We start from the raw sequence: 16286 nt of genomic DNA, 5'->3' as shown, positions 1-16286 counted from the left end.
AGTCCACCCGCCACCAGGCATAGAACACGTAGCTGGCGATCAGCAGCAGCAGGTTGCGATAGCGTTGCCCGCTCAGGTAGTACAAGCCGAGAAAGACCGGCAAGAACAGAAACAGGAACACATTGGATGAGAAAACCATCCCGATCTCTCCATGTTTGACCAACAGTAAAGGGCCAGAGCCCCCCCAAACCCCCCCGTGGAAAACCGGGGAGGCGTATTGCATTCATCGACGCCGTCTGGCGTCTGCATCGACCATCACAATGCCCTTGTAGGAGCGAGGCTTGCCCGCGATAGAGGCGCCTCGGTCCAACTGCCAGTCCGCGTCATCGTTCATCGCGGGCAAGCCTCGCTCCTACAGGGTTTTGCGTTATGAGCCTTTGTTGCCCTTCTCGTGCGAGGGGTCGTAGACCTTGGTCAGGTCGCCGCCCAGGCGGAAGCTCTTGAACGGTTGCATCTTGTGCTTGCGCTCCAGCACGTCCGGGGCACAGGTGTAGAGGCTGCAGAAGGGTTCGAGCCAGGCGAATTTCGAGTCGACCTTGAGGTCGGTCATGTCCTGGCGCTTGCCGTTCTTCTGCTCGAACTCGTCCGGGTCCTTGACCCCGGCCAGCACCCGCTCGCCCAGGCGTTGCAGCGCGCTGTGGTTTTCCTGGCGCAGGTCGACGCCGTTGACCTGGGCGAAGCTGGCGATCATCGCCAGCGGCGGCAGGGCGTAGTTGTGGTAGGCCAGGGCGCGTTGCTCGCGCTTGAGTTCGTTGGGCAAATAGCCGTCGGCATCGACCTGGTTGGCGCCGACCCGGTATTCCTTGACGGCCCAGTCGAACAGGTCGCGGCGGTTGGTCGCCACGGCCGTGGCCATCACCGACCAGGCCGCCCAGTACGAGTGGTTGTTGGTCTGCGCCAGCGGCAGGTCGTCCCAGTCGCTGACCACCTGGTCGGCCAGCTTGCTGAACCAGGCCTCGATCTGTTGCGCCTGCTGCTGGTGGGTATCCAGCGGATGGGAGTCGGAGAACTTCAGGCGCAGGTAGGCCGAGGCCATGCTGCCCAGGGCCCATTTGCGCATGGACTTGCCGGTGTGGTTGAAGTCCCTGGACATCAAGGCATCGGCCTGGGCCCAGGCGCTGAGCCAGCTCAAGGTGCAGTCCAGCTGTTCCGGGCGGCCGTCGCGCATGAACTGCATCACCCGCTTGCTGGTGCCGCGCTCGATCTTGGTGATGTCGGCGGTGCTGTCGCGAAAGGCCTTTTCCGACGCCTCGTTCAGGGTGGCGCGGGCCTTGCCCGAACCTTCGTACTTGCTGCGAAACTGCAGCGAGCCGGTGTAAGGCGCGGGCATGGCGTCGCAGCCTTCGCCGTGGTCGCCGCTCTTGAACTTGTCCACCGGCGCGTAATACCCCTGGGGCGGGCGCAGGGGCGCGGCGGCCTGGGTTGCCCCTGCGAACAGCGCCAGGCTCAACAGGCTCGGGACCAATAACTGTTTCAGCATTTTCGTTGGCATGGGAACCTCATTGCCCGATTTGCGCGGTGCGTTGCCCGGCGCTCGGGAATACGTTGCGGGTGCAAATCTTCGCTTCGACTTTCTGTGTCGCGGCGCCGGCTTCCGGGCCCTGGACTTCGACCGCCAGCAGGTTCTGCGAGGCCCAGTCTTCGTCGGTGCGCAGTTCAAAGGCGAAACGTCCGTCGGTGTCGGATGTCGTCGGCTTGTCGATCTTGATGTCCTCGTGGCGCCCGTTCATGTACCAGAGGGTGGCGTGCAGGGTTTTCACCGAGGCGTCGGCGAAGCGGATGTCCACCTGATGGCTGCTGTTGCGCAGGTCCAGGTTCTTGCTGTTGACCAGCAGCTCGTTCTTGCCGGGCTTGAGGGTGGCGCTGGCGCTCATTTGCGCGGGCTTGCCTTCGCAGCCGTTGTCGAGCAGGGCCATCATCTGCCGGTAGATGGTTTCCTGGTCCAGGCGGTACAGCGGCGAGAATTCCCAGATCAGGATCTTCGGCGGCTTGGTCTGGAAATCCTCGCTGCCCAGGTACTGCAGCATGGAGCCCTCGAAGCCGCCACCGGGGAAGGCGACGTTGAGAATGTCGGCGCCGATCTCTTGCTGCAGGAAGCCGGCGAAGTTGTAGTTCTTGCCGCTGTGGCTGGTGCCCACCAGGGTGATCTGCGGGTTGCCGGAATCGCCGAACAGGTCGCCGTCGCCGGCTTCGCCCTTGGGTTCGGTGGTGAACTGGTCCATGTACTGGATCGCGTAGCTGGTGCCGCACAGCTGGCCGGCCATGTTGTGCAGGGTGCCGGTCTTGCCCATGCGCCCGGACTTGTGGGTCTCGAACTCACGCTTGGGAATGTCGGCGAAGGCCGGCATCTGCTTGACCTTCTGCGCCACGATCTTCGCCGTGCGCTGGGCGCCGTACGGGGTCCAGTGCTGGTCGCCGCGGAAGTAGAAGTCGTGGGCCGGCAGGGTCTCTGGCTGTTGCTCGTTGGTCAGCGGCGACAGGTCCGGCACCACGTAACCCATCCGGGCGAAGCGGCCGAGCATGGCCTGGTAGTTCTTCAGCGCCTTGTCGTAGTCGAAGCTGGCCTTTTCCTGGGGGTTGAGCTTGTTGCGGTTCACCAGGCCGCGGGTCGGCTGGTAGACGATCACCAGCTCCACGCCCTTGCTCTGGAAGGCGTCGTGCAGCTGTTGCAGGTGGCGATAGCCTTCCGGCGTGGTGTCGAATTCGGTGCGCAGGTCTTCCCGGGTCCGGAACAGCCAGTCGCCCTGGGCTTGCACCAGGGTGGTGAAGTTCTGCTGGTAGCGGGTGGTGTAGTTCTTCGCGTCGTGAGCGGCAGGGCACAGGCTGCAGCAGGGCTCGGCGCTGAACTTCGGCGCGGTGGCGCCGCTGGCGGCCTCGTCGGCGCGGGCACTGTTGCCGGCGGCGAGAATACCCGCGGTCAGCGCCGAGAGGCTCAGCAGTTTGATCAAATGTGGGCGCATGGCAGTCATCCTCAATCGCGCATTTCGGTCTGGCGTTCGACAGGGTCGATCAGCACGGCTTTCTGCTGGCGCACCAACAGGTCAAGAATTTCGTCCTGGCGCTCGCCGAGGATCCCCGAGAAGCTGATGCCGCTGCTCTTGGTCGGGGCGAGCATGGACACGCGGTACAGCTCCACGCTCAGCGGCGAGTCGATGGACATCGGGCCGCTGCCGTTGGCCGCCAGCTCGCCGCCGACCACGATCAGCGACACCTGGGCGTCGAACGGGTCGAGCTTGATGTCGCGGTCGGTGTCGGAAAGGTCCTTGATGTGGCCGTAGACCCCGGTCAGGCCGTTGGCCATGGCGACGTTCTCGTACAGGCGGATGTTCACGCTGTTACGGATGCGGATGCCGTGGCGCCGGTTGCTGATCACCTTGTTGCCCCACAGCAGGTTGTCGGCACTCTCATAGAGGGTGATGCCGTCGGTGTGGTTGCGGTAGATCTCGTTGTCGGCGATCACGTTGTTCACGCTGTTACGGTCGATCACCACGCCGGAGAGCTTGTTGTCGTAGCTGCGGTTGTTGAAGATGAAGCTGTCGTTCACTTCCCGGGAAATGATGATCCCGTGCTTCTTCTTGGTCCCGTAGACGGTGTTGTCGGCGATGATCAGTCGGTGCGAACGGTCGTGGGGGTCGATGCCGTAGACGATGTTGTCCTTGTAGGTGTTGCCCTTGACCACGAAGTCGCGGGTCTCGTAGCAGTAGAAGCCGTACCACATGTCCGAGAACTCCGAGCCGATGATCCAACCGGTGGGTTCGGGACGCTTGAGCACCTTGGCCATGTTCGGCGTGTACTGGGAAATACTCACGCCGTAGGACTTACTGTTGGCGTAGCCGAAGCTGGCCATCTTGCTGTTGACGATGTAGGTCTCGGTGCCGCCCCAGGCCAGCAGGAACGGGCGGAATTCCTTGGGCGAGTTGAATGTCGCCGGGCCGTTGTCCTTCTCGCGCCAGCCGGTGACCTTGGTATCGCGCACGAACAGCTGGCCGTCGTTGACCAGGAACGAACCGCCCTCCTGGGACAGGCGCAGTTCCCGGGTCTGCCGATCGATTTCCAGGATGCCCTTGCGCCCGACCACGATCGGCAGCCGCGCCAGGTACACCCCCGGCGAGGTTTCGCTGATGTACTGCTTGGGCAGCTTTTTCACCAGCTCCGTGAGGTTGACGTAGCCGTCGTCGATGAAGATCGCCTGGGGGATGCCGTGCTGGCGCACCACCCACTCGGCCATCTTGTTGTCGCCGCCGATAAAGTCCTTCAGCGCGTCTTCCTGCATCATGCGGCGCACGCTGATCTTGCCCGGCTTGCTGCGCACGATCTTGGCCGCCGCCGCCTCGGCGGTATAGCCGGAGAGGTCGGGCAGCTTGGGCTTGGCCAGTTGCAGCTGCTCGGTCGGCGCGCTGCTGACGGTGTAGGTCTTGGCCTGTTGCAAGCCTTTGGCCACGGTCGACGGCTTGCCCGGCGCCGTTGCCGGGACCGGTTCGACGTTGGCGAAGGCGCTGCTGCCGGCCAGCAGCAGCGCGCCGGCCAGCAGGCTGAGCGAGCCTCTCGTCGCGAGGCTGTGCATCGGGCTATTCATCTCGGACACTCCCTTGGCGACTCGCATCAGAAGCGCCAGATCACGTCGATGAAGGCGCGATGCATGTACGAGTCGACGCTCTTGCCGTAGGCATCGCCGGGCTTGAACACGCCGCCACGGAAACGCACCAGCGCCGAAGGCTCGTCGATCGACTGGCTGAGCGCCGCCGGCAGCAGGCCTTGCTTGAAGTACTTGGTGACCACCAGGTCCATTTCCTGGCCGAGGTCTTTCTCGCCATCGCGCAGCGGCAGGGACGAGCTGGAGAGCAGGGCGCCGGTGGCGTCGTCGTAGTTGTTCTCGACGGCGTTGATGCCGTTGCTGCCCACCGGCTTGTTGCCGTCCACGCGCCAGAACTTGTGGTAGATCAGGCTGGCGTCGTAGTCGTCGGCGAGCATCCAGGAACCGAACAGGGTGGCGGTCTGCATGTTGTTCATTTCGCCGCGGAAGGCTTCGCCGAAGCGGTGTACCCGCGAGCGGGTCCCGGTGTAGTTCGAGCGGTTGCTTTCCAGGCCGTTCTGTTCGTAGTCGCCGCTGGCCCGGGCGTAGGCCGCGCCGACCTGCCATTTCGGGTCCAGGCGCACCCGCACGCCGAGGTCGGTGGCCCAGCCGTCGAGGCTTTCGCCGTGCTTGGCCTGGGCCGGGGCGCTACCGTCGGCATTCAGCGCATTGACCTTGTCGCGGTCGCCACTCATGCCGGTGATGCTGGCCCAGTAGTTGACGGTGTTGGTGTTGCGCCAGTTGTAGGCGTCGCTGTTGGCTTCCAGGCCGAGCCAGGTCAGGTCGCCGTTCTGGCGCTTGTCCAGGGAGTCGGTGGCCTCGCCCGGTACCGGGTAGTCGAGCTTGCCGTTGTCGTGGCTGTGGTGGGCGCGGATGCCGGCCCAGTGGCCCGGGGTCCACTGGTAGGCCACGTCGCCGTAGACGTGCAGGCGATCCTTGTCTTGCGGCGCCAGTTCCTTGAGGTCGGTGCGGTATTCGCTGAAGCGTTCGGCGGCACCCAGGTTGGCGCGCAGCAGGGTGGTGTCGAAGGTCCAGTTCAGGGCTTCGATATTGGTGTCGCGCCACTGGCCGTCGTCGTTGCGCAGGCGCTGGCGGCCGAGCTTCAACTGCTCGCCCGGGTAGGGCGTGAGGCCGCTGTAGCCGACCCAGAACTCGCGCATGGCCAAGTAGTTCTTCTTGCTCTGGCGGTCGCTGTTGTTGCTGCTTTCGGTGCTGGCGCCATCGGCCTGCTGCAGGGTGTCGGTCTCGATGATGTCGGTGGAGGTCACCGCCTGGCCCATGGCGTAGGCGCTCCAGTTGCCGCTTTCGCCGTAGACCCAGGGGCGCAGGTCGAGGCCGACGCCGTTGACGTCGCCACCGCCCAGGGTGCCGAGGTCACGATCGTCTTCGGACTGGCCGGTGATCTTCACTTCCAGGCCGAAGTTCTTGGTGTCAGTCACGGCGGCCAGGGTCGGGTTGGACCAGGCCAGGGCGAAACCCAGGGCCATCCCCAGCTTCGACAGGCGAAACAGGTTTTCCGTAGGGGCGGCGTTATTGAGTGGAGTGAACTTCATAGGGATTCCTCACCGTCTTCTTCCTGCAACGCGTGCAGTTCCAGCGTGTTCTGGCTCAAGGCGCCGCGCACGGCCTGCTCCTGTTGCAGCAGGCGCTGGGCCTCGGCGCGCTGGCCGGGTGGCAGCTGGGCTTCGAGTTGTTGCGCGAGCTCGTTGGCTTGCGGGGTGTCCTGGGTCTTGGCCAGTTGGCTGAAGACATAGGCATTGAGCGGATCGGGCTTGGTGCCCTTGCCCTGGGAGAACAGCTGGGCAATGGCGAAGTCGGCGCTGTTCTGGCCGTTGCGCGCAGCGGTCAGCAAGTGGTCCAGGGCCTTTTGCGGATAGACCTGGCCCAGGTAGCCGCGGCGGTAGATCTGGCCCAGGTAGTAATCGGCGGCGACTTCCTTGCCCTGGGCCTTCTTGAAGTGTTCCTCGGCGACCTTGGCGTCGGCCGGGACCAGCTTGCCTTCGTAGTAGAGCTTGCCCAGCAGTAGCTCGGCGCGGGGCTGGTCGGCGGCGCGGCCGTGGTCCAGGTATTCCATCATCTTGTCGAGGTCCCCCAACTCGGGGAAGTCGTAGAGCAATTGCGCCAGGGTCACCCAGGACGCCGGGTACGCCGGGGCGATCGGCTCCAGCAGGGCCTGGGCGGTTTTCTCGTCGGTCTGGCCCAGGCTCGCATCGCCCAGTACCCGGGCCACGCTGTCGACCCGTTGTGCGCCGATGGCGCCGCGGGCGTAGCCGTCCTGCAACTGCTTGATCAGGGCCGCCTGTTGCTCCGGCTGGCCGCGTTTCTGATACACGGTGGCCAGTTCGACGTAGCAGATGTCGGTGACGTTCAGCGCCGCCTTGCAGATGCTTTCCACCTCGGCCAGGTGCTGGTCGTAGGTGCCCTGGGTGCGGTACAGCAGCACCTGGGCCAGGCCGGCTTCCGGGTAGCCGGCGCTGCGCCATTGGCTGATCTGTTTTTGCGCGTCGACATTCGGGAAGCTCTGCGGGTATTGCAGGTAGAGCATGGCCAGCGGGATCAGGGTATTGCCTTCACCGTGGGCGAAGGCCTTTTTCAGCAGGCCTTCGGCTTCGTGGTGTTCGGCCTCGGTGGAACCGGGCTTGGCCACCAGCAGGCGCCCCAGGCGTGCCTGGGCCCGTGGCGAGGTATCGGCCGCGGCGCGGTAGGTGGCCTCGGCTTCCCTGATCTTGGCCGGGTCGCGGGTTTCCATCTGGATATCGGCCAGGCCGACCTGGGCCTCGCTGTAGCCCAGGTCCGCCAGTTGCCGGTAGTTCTGCTCGGCGAGCATGGTATCGCCGCGTTTCAGGGCTTCGTTGGCCAGGCGCTGGTCGGGCAGGCCGGCGCAACCGGCCAGGGCGATGGCGGCCGCCAGGGGCAGCAGCAACGCCGAACCCTGTAGCCGCTGCCGCAGGCTCGAGCGAGAGGTATGGATATTCATGGTTACAGACCCGCAGCCATGGCTTTGTCGATCAGCCAGTTCACGGACGGGCCGCGGTCGCTGGCGACTTCCACCGGGCGGCCGGCGAAGGCGCTGCTCAGCGGGGCGTCGGGCTTGATCTGCACGCGGATGTCCGAGGACAGGTCGCTGCTGTTGAGGCTGGTGCTGCTGACGATGGTGCCGCTGCGCGCCTCGTCTTCGCCGGCGATCTGGAAGCTGACCTTGGTGCCCGGGCGCACGTCGGCGAACTGGCGATAGGAGAAGCGCGCTTCGACGTTGGCCTGGCTGTTGCGTGGCACCAACTGGAAGATCACGTCGCCCTTGCTGGCGTACTGGCCGTCGTCGACCAGTTGCCGGGCCACGGTGCAGTCGCAGGGCGAGGTCAGGGTGCCGGTCATCTGCTTGCCGAACAGTTCCTCGACCTTGGCCGGTTGCAGCTGGTCTTCGTTCAGGTGGCCCTTGAGCACGTCGAGCATGCTGGTGCTGAAGGTCGCCAGCGGGGCGCCCTTGGCCGCCACGCCGTCGGCCTGGATCAGGCTCTGCACGGTGCCGTCGCGGGGCATGGTGACGTTCATGCCCGAGACGCTGACCAGGCCGGCCTGGGCGTGGCTGACGAAGTACATGCCGTACACCGACTTGAGGATGAAGCCGAAGGCCGCCAGGCCCACGACGAAGATCCCGGCGCTGAAGGTCACCGCGCGCAGGCGGCCCAGGGCGCTCATGCCGTGGCCGGCGTCCTTGGGCTTGCGGGCCTTGGTGAAGTTGTCGCGCTGCAGGGTGGCGAGCACGTCGCCCATGGTCACGATGTCGCCGGCCAGGTGCGAGGTGATCAGCTGGCGCAGGGTCGAGATGTCCCGGGGCTCGAGGTTCTGGAACTGGCAACCGACACGGCCGCTCTGGCGATCCACCGAGCGCACCAGCAGTTCCACGTCCATGGCCAGCCCGAGGTTGTCGACGACGAACTGCAGGCGGCCCTTGTGCACGTCGCCGACCTTGATCGGCAGTTGCCCGCCGTTGTAGCTCAGGCCGCCGGCGGAGAGGTCGATGACCCGGGCTTCGACCGGGGTCCGGTCGGGGCCGAAGAAGCGCAGCTTGGCGGGGATTTTCACCCGGGCGTGCTGGCGTTGGGCTTCGGATTCATGCACTACGTTGACGTTCACGGCGGTGTTCATAAAGGCGATTTCCTAGTTAATTCAGGCAAGGCGGGTCAGACCATCAGCAGCAGCGCGGCGACGAAGATGCTGCCGGCGGAGAAGGTCATGGTCCGAGACGACCAGGTGTTGAACCAACGTTGAAAGCTGGCGAGGTCACGGGACAGGGCAGTCGGTTGGCGAGTCCAGGATTGTTGGTCGAGGCGGAAGAACACGTAGATCTTCACCAGGGCGCCGACGATCTGGTTGTAATAGAGAATCGCCGGGTAGGCCGGGCCGATCCGGTGCCCCGAGCAGGACAGCAACAGGGTCAGGATCAGGCGGGTGATGCCGATCCACAGCAGGTACACCAGGATGAAGGCGGTGCCGTACTTGACGCTGGCGATCAGCGCCACGGTCAGGCCCAGCAGGGAAGTCCACATCGACACGCGCTGGTCGAACAGCACCACGCCGGTGAACAGGCCCAGGCGCTTGAGGCCCAGGCCCAGGGCCCGGGAGTTCTGCCGCAGGTTGTTGCCGTACCAGCGGAACATCAGCTTGCGGCTGGCCTTGATGAAGCTCTTCTCCGGCGGGTGTTCCACGGTGTTGATCGCCGCGTCCGGCACGTAGAAGGTGTCGTAGCCCAGGCGCATCAGGCTGAACCAGCTGGACTTGTCGTCGCCGGTGAGGAACTTGAAGCGGCCCAGGCGCCAGTGTTGCAGCGAGTCGCTTTCCACGTCGGCGATGAAGTCCGTGTTGGTGACCACGGTGGCGCGGAACACCGACATGCGTCCGGTCATGGTCAGCACGCGCTTGGACAGGGCCATGGAACACATGTTGATGTGGCGCTGGGCGAAGCGCAGCTTGTGCCACTCGCTCATGATGTAGCCGCCGCGCACTTCGCAGAATTCGTTGGTGGTCAGGCCGCCGACGTTGCCGAACAGCTGGAACCAGGGCACGGTCTTGCGTACCACGCCTTCGCCGAGCACGGTGTCGCCGTCGATCACCGCCACCACCGCACGGTCGTCCGGCAGGTGGCGGGAGATGGCGCGGAAACCGAAGGCCAGGCCGTCGCGCTTGCCGGTGCCGGGGATGCGCACGAAGTCGAGCTTGACGTGGGCCGGCGGGTTCATGCGGGCCCAGAGGCTTTTCACCAGCAGCTCGTCGGACATCTCCACGATCGAGCAGACCACGGTGGTGGGGAAGCCGCAGTCGATGGCTTCGCGGATCACCGAGCTGTAGACCTGGGCGGTGGTCAGGGCGTCGATCCGGAAGCTGGTGACCATCAGGTACACGTGGGACGGATCGGCGGCCTTGCCCAGCTTGCGCACTTTGCGCCGCAGGTGCGGGTAGACCACGTAGAGAAACAGCATGCCGCGCACGAAATGCGTGGCGCCCATCGAATAGCGCCAGATACCCACGGCGCCAATCAGGAAAATGAAGTCCTTCGATTCGGAGTCGAAGGTGGACACGGGCAACGCCAGGGCGAGACCCATCAGTAAACTCAAGAAAAACAGCCAACCTGCGGCCTGGAGTAGGCCGTGCTTTAGCCTGTGCATAATCTGCATCCGTCTCTGTCTCGGGCGAGCCTTTTGGGTGGCCCGATGGGGTTAAGGCAGGCGAAAAGCCCAAGGGAACGCGATACCTGTAGCCGCAGCCTGCGGCAGCGGCTACAGGAAGGTGGTCCCCCGGATACCGCTGGTTACCAGCAGATGCCTTCGGTCCGGCCGCTCGCGCTGGTGGCCTTGGACATGAACCCGACCAGGTCGATGACCTGCTTGCCGTGGGGGACGTCGTTGGCCAGGGCGCGGAACTTCTCGTCGCGGTTGCCGAGGATGATCACGTCGGAGTTGTCGATCACCGAGTCGAAGTCCGAGTTGAGCAGGGACGAGACGTGGGGGATCTTGGACTCGATGTAGTCCTTGTTGGCGCCGTGAACCCGGGCGTACTCCACGTTGCTGTCGTAGATGCTCAGGTCGTAGCCCTTGCCGATCAGCATTTCCGCCAGCTCCACCAGTGGGCTTTCGCGCAGATCGTCCGTGCCGGCCTTGAAGCTCAGGCCGAGCAGGGCGACCTTGCGTTTTTCGTGGCTGGAGACGATGTCGAAGGCGTTCTGCACCTGGGACTCGTTACTGCGCATCAGCGAGTTGAGCAGCGGCGCCTCGACGTCCAGGGAGCCGGCGCGGAAGGTCAGGGCGCGCACGTCCTTGGGCAGGCAGGAGCCGCCGAAGGCGAAGCCCGGACGCATGTAGTACTGGGACAGGTTGAGGGTCTTGTCCTGGCAGACCACGTCCATCACTTCGCGGCCGTCGACGCCGACCGCCTTGGCGATGTTGCCGATCTCGTTGGCGAAGGTGACCTTGGCGGCGTGCCACACGTTGCAGGTGTACTTGATCATCTCGGCGACGGCGATGTCCTTGCGGATGATCGGCGCATCGAGTTCTTCGTACAGCGATTGCAGGACGTCGCCCGAGGCCTTGTCGAACTCGCCGATCACGGTCATCGGTGGGAAGTCGTAGTCCTTGATCGCGGTGCTTTCGCGCAGGAACTCAGGGTTGACCGCGACGCCGAAGTCGACGCCGGCCTTCTTGCCGGAGCAGTCTTCGAGGATCGGGATCACCACGTTGGCCACGGTGCCCGGCAGGACGGTGCTGCGCACCACGATGGTGTGACGGGAAGTCTTGTCGCGCAGGACAAAACCGATCTCGCGGCAGACCGCTTCGATGTAGTTGAGTTCCAGGTCGCCGTTCTTCTTGCTGGGCGTGCCGACACAGATCATCGACAGGTCGGTGTCGCGGATCGCCTCGGCGAAGTTGGTAGTGCCGCGCAGACGGCCGGTCTGAATACCTTGCGCCAGAAGTTCACCCAGGCCCGGTTCGACGATCGGCGATTTGCCCGCATTGATCATGTCGATCTTGTCCTTGGCCACATCGACGCCAACCACTTCATGGCCCCGTGCAGACAGGCAACCGGCACATACCGCGCCCACGTAACCCAAACCGAATATGCTGATGCGCATCGCATTTACCTCTGTGTTATTCACGCCATTAGATGGCCGGAGTTAATGTTTGCCAGCTGTAGTTACGCACTTGGAAGTTCAACGCGCAGGCGTTGTAATACCCAGTGCAGGCAGACTAAGTTCCGAGTGTCTAAATAAGTGCACTCAAGTTGTGCGCAACATGGCCTAGTTATAAGGGCGTGCCCTTGAATATGGCCGACCTTCCTGCCGGAAGGCTGATCCGAGGTGGGCGACAGGCCTGAGTTATAGGGGCAAGCCCATGATAATCAGGTAGTTGTACGCTCTCGGAAGCGCGTTTAAGGTGGGCTAAGCCACGGTCTTGTAGGGGATAGTAATGATGCATATCTCCTGTGTGCTGAATCTAAGTTCGAATCCATGGACAGTAGGTCAGGGCAATATGACAACTTTGCTACTCTCTTTGGATCCTATGTAAGTCATCTCGTACACACTCGTCGAAAATCGTTACCGGTGGTATGAACGGCGGTTCAGGACATAGTTCCAGCCCGCTCATCCTGTTTTCTGAAATCTCTTGAAATATTGCAAAAGATGGCACTGCTTTCATATTGATAGCACTTACCATTTGAGCCTGTAGTTATGGGGAGTTAAAGCGCGGGGATACTTTTATGCCACTACCGACAAAAAAAATGAGTGCCACTACTGAAAAAAGTGACCTCTGTCGAGTGAAAGAAAAGTTATAAAATCAGAAGAAAATATTTTGGCGCCAATTGTTTGGCGTTTTGGCGGGGTAAAAAAGGAAAGTAACCGCTCGTCGACGCACTCGTTTGCGTGAAACCCGTGCGTCGACGCTGAGCATTATTCCGCGGGGTGATCGCGCAGGAACACCAGGTTGTCGGGTTTTGACTGCTCGGCACTGTAGCGGTAGCCCTGGACGTCGAATTGCTTGAGCGCCTCCGGGTCGTTGATGCGTTCTTCGATGACGAAACGGCTCATCATGCCCCGGGCCTTCTTGGCGTAGAAGCTGATGATCTTGTACTGGCCGTTCTTCAGGTCCTTGAACTCGGTATTGATGATCCGCGCGTTCAGGGCCGTACGCTTGACCGCCGAGAAGTATTCGTTGGAGGCCAGGTTGAGCAGCAGGTCGTCACCCTGTTCGGCCAGGGCCTCGTTGAGCCATTCGCTGATGCGCGTGCCCCAGAACGCGTACAGGTCCTTGCCCCGGGCGTTGGCCAGCTTGGTGCCCATTTCCAGGCGATACGGCTGCATCAGGTCCAGCGGGCGCAGCAGGCCGTACAGGCCGGAGAGCATGCGCAGGTGCTGCTGGGCGTAGTCGAAATCGGCTTCCTCGAGGGTTTCGGCATTCAGGCCGGTGTACACGTCGCCCTTGAACGCCAGCAGCGCCTGCTTGGCGTTGGCTGGGGTGAAGGCCGGGGTCCAACTGCCGAAACGCGCGGCGTTGAGGCCACCGATCTTGTCGGAAACGTGCATCAGTTCGCTGATCTGCGCCGGGCTCAGTTCGCGCAATTGCAGGATCAACTCCTGGGAGTGATCGAGGTACTGCGGCTGGGTGAAGCGTTGCGTGACGGGCGGGGTCTCGAAATCGAGGGTCTTGGCGGGTGAAATCACCATCAGCATGAAGTCGTCTCCTGTAAGCGTCGGGGGATTCTAGGGGCTTGGGCGGTTTGACTCCACCTATGAAGGCAATAGGCGCCGCCGCCGATCGTCTTCCTTCTATATAGAAGCCGCCGGGCAACGCGCGATAGCGCTTGCGACGGACCAGCTTCGCTCCTACAGAGAGGGGTGGGGATTCGAATAGGGTCGGGGCCGTGGCATCGGCTATAGTGCCGCGCGGGTCCGGTTATGGAGACATCCCTTTGCGCAGTGCATTCTTTCTATCTATCTGGCTGTTGAGTTTCGGCGCCCTGGCGGCACCGACCGAGGTGGCGACCCTGGATCGCAGCACCTGGCCAGAACAGCTCGGCAGTCCGACCCTGTTCGACGTGGCGTCGCGGGCGGAGATCCTCACGTTCGCCCGCACCCTGCTGGTCAGCGAGGCCTGGGACGAAGAGTCGCTGAAGCAGCGCCTGGGCCTGCGGATCATCAACATGGCGACGATCGATGCGCTGCGCCAGCGTCTCTGGCGGCAATTGCTGGCCAACTACAACTTCGCCCAGCAGAGCTGCGACCAGGACGCCTCCTTCTGTTTCCTGGTGGAAGACATGGACACCCTGCGCGAGCAGGCCCGCAAGTTCCAGCTGGGCGACGACTCGTATTACGCGCGCTGGGCCGAGCCGAGCCGCAACTTCCATGAGCAGTACCTGGACGAGCTGCTGCGCAAGGCTGCGCTGTTTCCCCAGACCGCCAGCGAGATCGAGCGTTTTGGTGACTACGAGCGCAACGGCGACGAGCTCAACGACCGGCTGTTCCTGCTGACCTTCGACAGCGCCGCCAATCTCGCCCCGGACAACACGCCCTGGCTGACCGAGTATCTGCGCAAGTCGAACATGAACGGCACCTTCTTCGTGCTGGGCAGCGAGGTGCAGAACCGTCTGGAACAGCGTTCGGTGGCCAACCTGCAGGCGTTGTATTCGCGGCAGTGCGTGGGTGTCCTGGGCTGGGAATACCGCTCCCACAGCCACTGGCAGGAGTGGCAGAACTCCATCGTGCGCAGCGTCGAACTGGTCAAGGGCAAGCTGCCGGAAAACTACGTGCCGCTGTTTCGCCCGCCCTACGGCCAGCGCCGCGCCGATGCGCAGGCTTTCTTCAATGGCCAGGGGTTGCAGGTGGCGCTGTGGGACATCGATCCGCAGGACGGTGCCGGCAAGCTCAAGGGCGAGCAGAGCGGCCAGCGGGTGTTGACCCTGATGCTGTTGTGGCGGCACGGGGTGATCAATTTCAACGCTCGGCAGGATGCGGTGAAGACGGCATTGCCCTGGTTGCTGACGCAAACCGCACAGAGTGGAATCGGTTGGGAGGATTGCCAGGACGCCTTTCGCTAGCAGCGGAGAAAGGGCCGTATTGGCTGGGTGGGGAGGGCTTTTGGCCGATTTTGGCCGGGAATTCGATGCAAGCGGACTTTCGACTTTAACGGTGCCGGGGCGGCGCGCCAAGGGCTATTCGTCACTCTGCAAAATAAACTTAAAAAAAGCGTCAAAGTGCTTTTTCCTGTCACAGGTTTTGGAGTATTACGAAGTCAGACCGCCGAAACCTGCAACACAGGTGGCGTCTCCCAAGACTCCTTTTGTGTGCACTTCACTCGAACCCCAGCGGGTGAATCCGGCGGTCAATTCGAGGCGCAGCACCGCCATGGTATTGCGTCGACTGGCCCCCACATAAGGTGACCGAGTATGGATGACCACGGACGTAGCCCTTCCTCCAACCAGCCAATCCTTTATGTACTCGATACCAATGTATTGATTCACGATCCAAACGCCCTGCTGAACTTCGAAGAACACCATGTCGCGATCCCGATGATCGTTTTGGAGGAGCTCGACAAGCTCAAGAGCGGCCATCACAGCGTCGCGGCGGAATGCCGGCAGGCCATTCGCCTGATCGACAAGACCCTGGGCGAAGCCTCACCGGAAGATGTCGAGCTGGGCGTGCCCATCCAGCGGGGCAAGAGCGGTCCCAAGGGCCTGCTGTCGATCCTGATGAGCAAGCGCTCGGAACCCAACAGCCTGCTGCCGGAAAACCTCAACGACAACATCATCATCAACCAGCTGATCGACCTGCATGCGCGGGACAAGACGCTGCGCGTGGTGCTGGTGACCAAAGACATCAACATGCGCCTCAAGGCGCGGGCCTGCGGGATCGCCGCCGAGGACTACAGCACCGACCAGCTGGTCGACGACGTGGACTTGCTGCCCAACGGCTTCCACAACATGACCGGCTCCTTCTGGGACCGCGTGAGCAAGGTGGAAACCCGCCAGGATCACGGCCGCACCTGGCACCAGGTGCAGCTCACCGACAACCTGCCGGCGGTGCACATCAACGAGTTCATCATCGACGAACAGGGGTTCGTCGGCTGGATCAAGGAGATCGATGCCGATGTGCTGCTGATCCTCGACCTGCATCAGGAGCCCCTGTTGCACCAGGAAGCCTGGGGCCTGAAACCGCGCGACATCTATCAAGGCCTGGCGCTGTACGCCTTGCTCGATCCGGATATCCACCTGGTCAACCTGTCCGGGGCCGCAGGCTCGGGCAAGACCATCCTGGCCCTGGCCGCGGCCATCGAGCAGACCATGGTCAGCAAGCGTTACCGGCGCATCATCGCCACCCGCAGCGTGCAGGGGCTGGACCAGGAGATCGGCTTCCTGCCGGGCACCGAAGCGGAAAAAATGGAGCCTTGGCTCGGCGCCATCACCGACAACCTCGAAGCCTTGCACATGGATGACGAAAGCACCCATGGCAGCGTCGACTACATCCTCAGCAAGGTGCCGCTGCAGTTCAAATCCCTCAACTACATTCGCGGGCGCAGCTTCCAGCAGAGCCTGATCCTGATCGACGAATGCCAGAACCTCACCCCGCACCAGATGAAAACCATCATCATTGGTCCTGGCGCCGAGCATGCTGATCGTCCTGGTCGGCTTCTACGGTTACATCCTCTGGACGTTCGTTCTGTCCTTCACC

12 protein-coding genes are annotated in these 16286 nt (G+C 62.9%); 2 read left to right on the top strand and 10 right to left on the bottom strand.

Annotation, left to right across the window (positions count from 1 at the left end; all coding sequences use genetic code 11):
• The 10 genes from ACQKQA_RS26655 to yaaA all read right to left on the bottom strand — a co-directional run.
• The coding region (locus ACQKQA_RS26655; RefSeq protein ID WP_427564085.1) for a hypothetical protein at positions 1-139 on the bottom strand (139 nt) is incomplete at its 3' end.
• Positions 140-367: 228 nt separating this feature from the next.
• Positions 368-1492, bottom strand: coding sequence for a mannuronate-specific alginate lyase (locus ACQKQA_RS26650; protein WP_427564083.1), 1125 nt, complete (start codon positions 1490-1492; stop codon positions 368-370).
• A gap of 7 nt (positions 1493-1499) precedes the next feature.
• The gene (locus ACQKQA_RS26645) at positions 1500-2960 is read right to left on the bottom strand and encodes an alginate O-acetyltransferase (protein WP_427564081.1); all 1461 of its coding nucleotides are present in this window, start codon (positions 2958-2960) and stop codon (positions 1500-1502) included.
• A gap of 11 nt (positions 2961-2971) precedes the next feature.
• Positions 2972-4576: a mannuronan 5-epimerase AlgG gene (gene algG, locus ACQKQA_RS26640; RefSeq protein WP_427564079.1), complete on the bottom strand. Its 1605-nt coding sequence runs from the start codon at positions 4574-4576 to the stop codon at positions 2972-2974.
• A gap of 26 nt (positions 4577-4602) precedes the next feature.
• A complete protein-coding gene (locus tag ACQKQA_RS26635) occupies positions 4603-6126 on the bottom strand; it encodes an alginate export family protein (protein WP_427564077.1) in 1524 nt (507 codons plus the stop codon).
• Positions 6123-7550, bottom strand: coding sequence for an alginate biosynthesis TPR repeat lipoprotein AlgK (algK, locus tag ACQKQA_RS26630; protein WP_427564075.1), 1428 nt, complete (start codon positions 7548-7550; stop codon positions 6123-6125). Before algK ends, ACQKQA_RS26635 begins: the two co-directional genes overlap by 4 nt.
• 2 nt (positions 7551-7552) lie before the next feature.
• Complete coding sequence (locus tag ACQKQA_RS26625; protein WP_427564073.1) at positions 7553-8722, bottom strand: PilZ domain-containing protein; 1170 nt, start codon at positions 8720-8722, stop codon at positions 7553-7555.
• Between the two features lie 35 nt (positions 8723-8757).
• Positions 8758-10239: a mannuronan synthase gene (alg8, locus tag ACQKQA_RS26620; RefSeq protein WP_427564072.1), complete on the bottom strand. Its 1482-nt coding sequence runs from the start codon at positions 10237-10239 to the stop codon at positions 8758-8760.
• Between the two features lie 143 nt (positions 10240-10382).
• Entirely contained in the window at positions 10383-11699 is a 1317-nt protein-coding gene (locus ACQKQA_RS26615) for a nucleotide sugar dehydrogenase (RefSeq protein ID WP_427564070.1), read from the bottom strand.
• A gap of 813 nt (positions 11700-12512) precedes the next feature.
• Positions 12513-13292, bottom strand: coding sequence for a peroxide stress protein YaaA (gene yaaA, locus ACQKQA_RS26610; protein WP_427564068.1), 780 nt, complete (start codon positions 13290-13292; stop codon positions 12513-12515).
• Positions 13293-13531: 239 nt separating this feature from the next.
• On the opposite strand from yaaA, the gene ACQKQA_RS26605 reads away from it, so the two are divergent.
• Entirely contained in the window at positions 13532-14656 is a 1125-nt protein-coding gene (locus tag ACQKQA_RS26605) for a polysaccharide deacetylase family protein (RefSeq protein ID WP_427564066.1), read from the top strand.
• 348 nt (positions 14657-15004) lie between these two features.
• The coding region (locus ACQKQA_RS26600; RefSeq protein WP_427564064.1) for a PhoH family protein at positions 15005-16286 on the top strand (1282 nt) is incomplete at its 3' end.

Source organism: Pseudomonas sp. NPDC089530 (assembly GCF_050280705.1).
In the GTDB taxonomy this organism is placed as follows: Bacteria; Pseudomonadota; Gammaproteobacteria; order Pseudomonadales; family Pseudomonadaceae; genus Aquipseudomonas.
The sequence above is the reverse complement of the archived record's forward strand: the minus strand, read 5'-3'. Positions and strand labels throughout refer to the sequence as shown.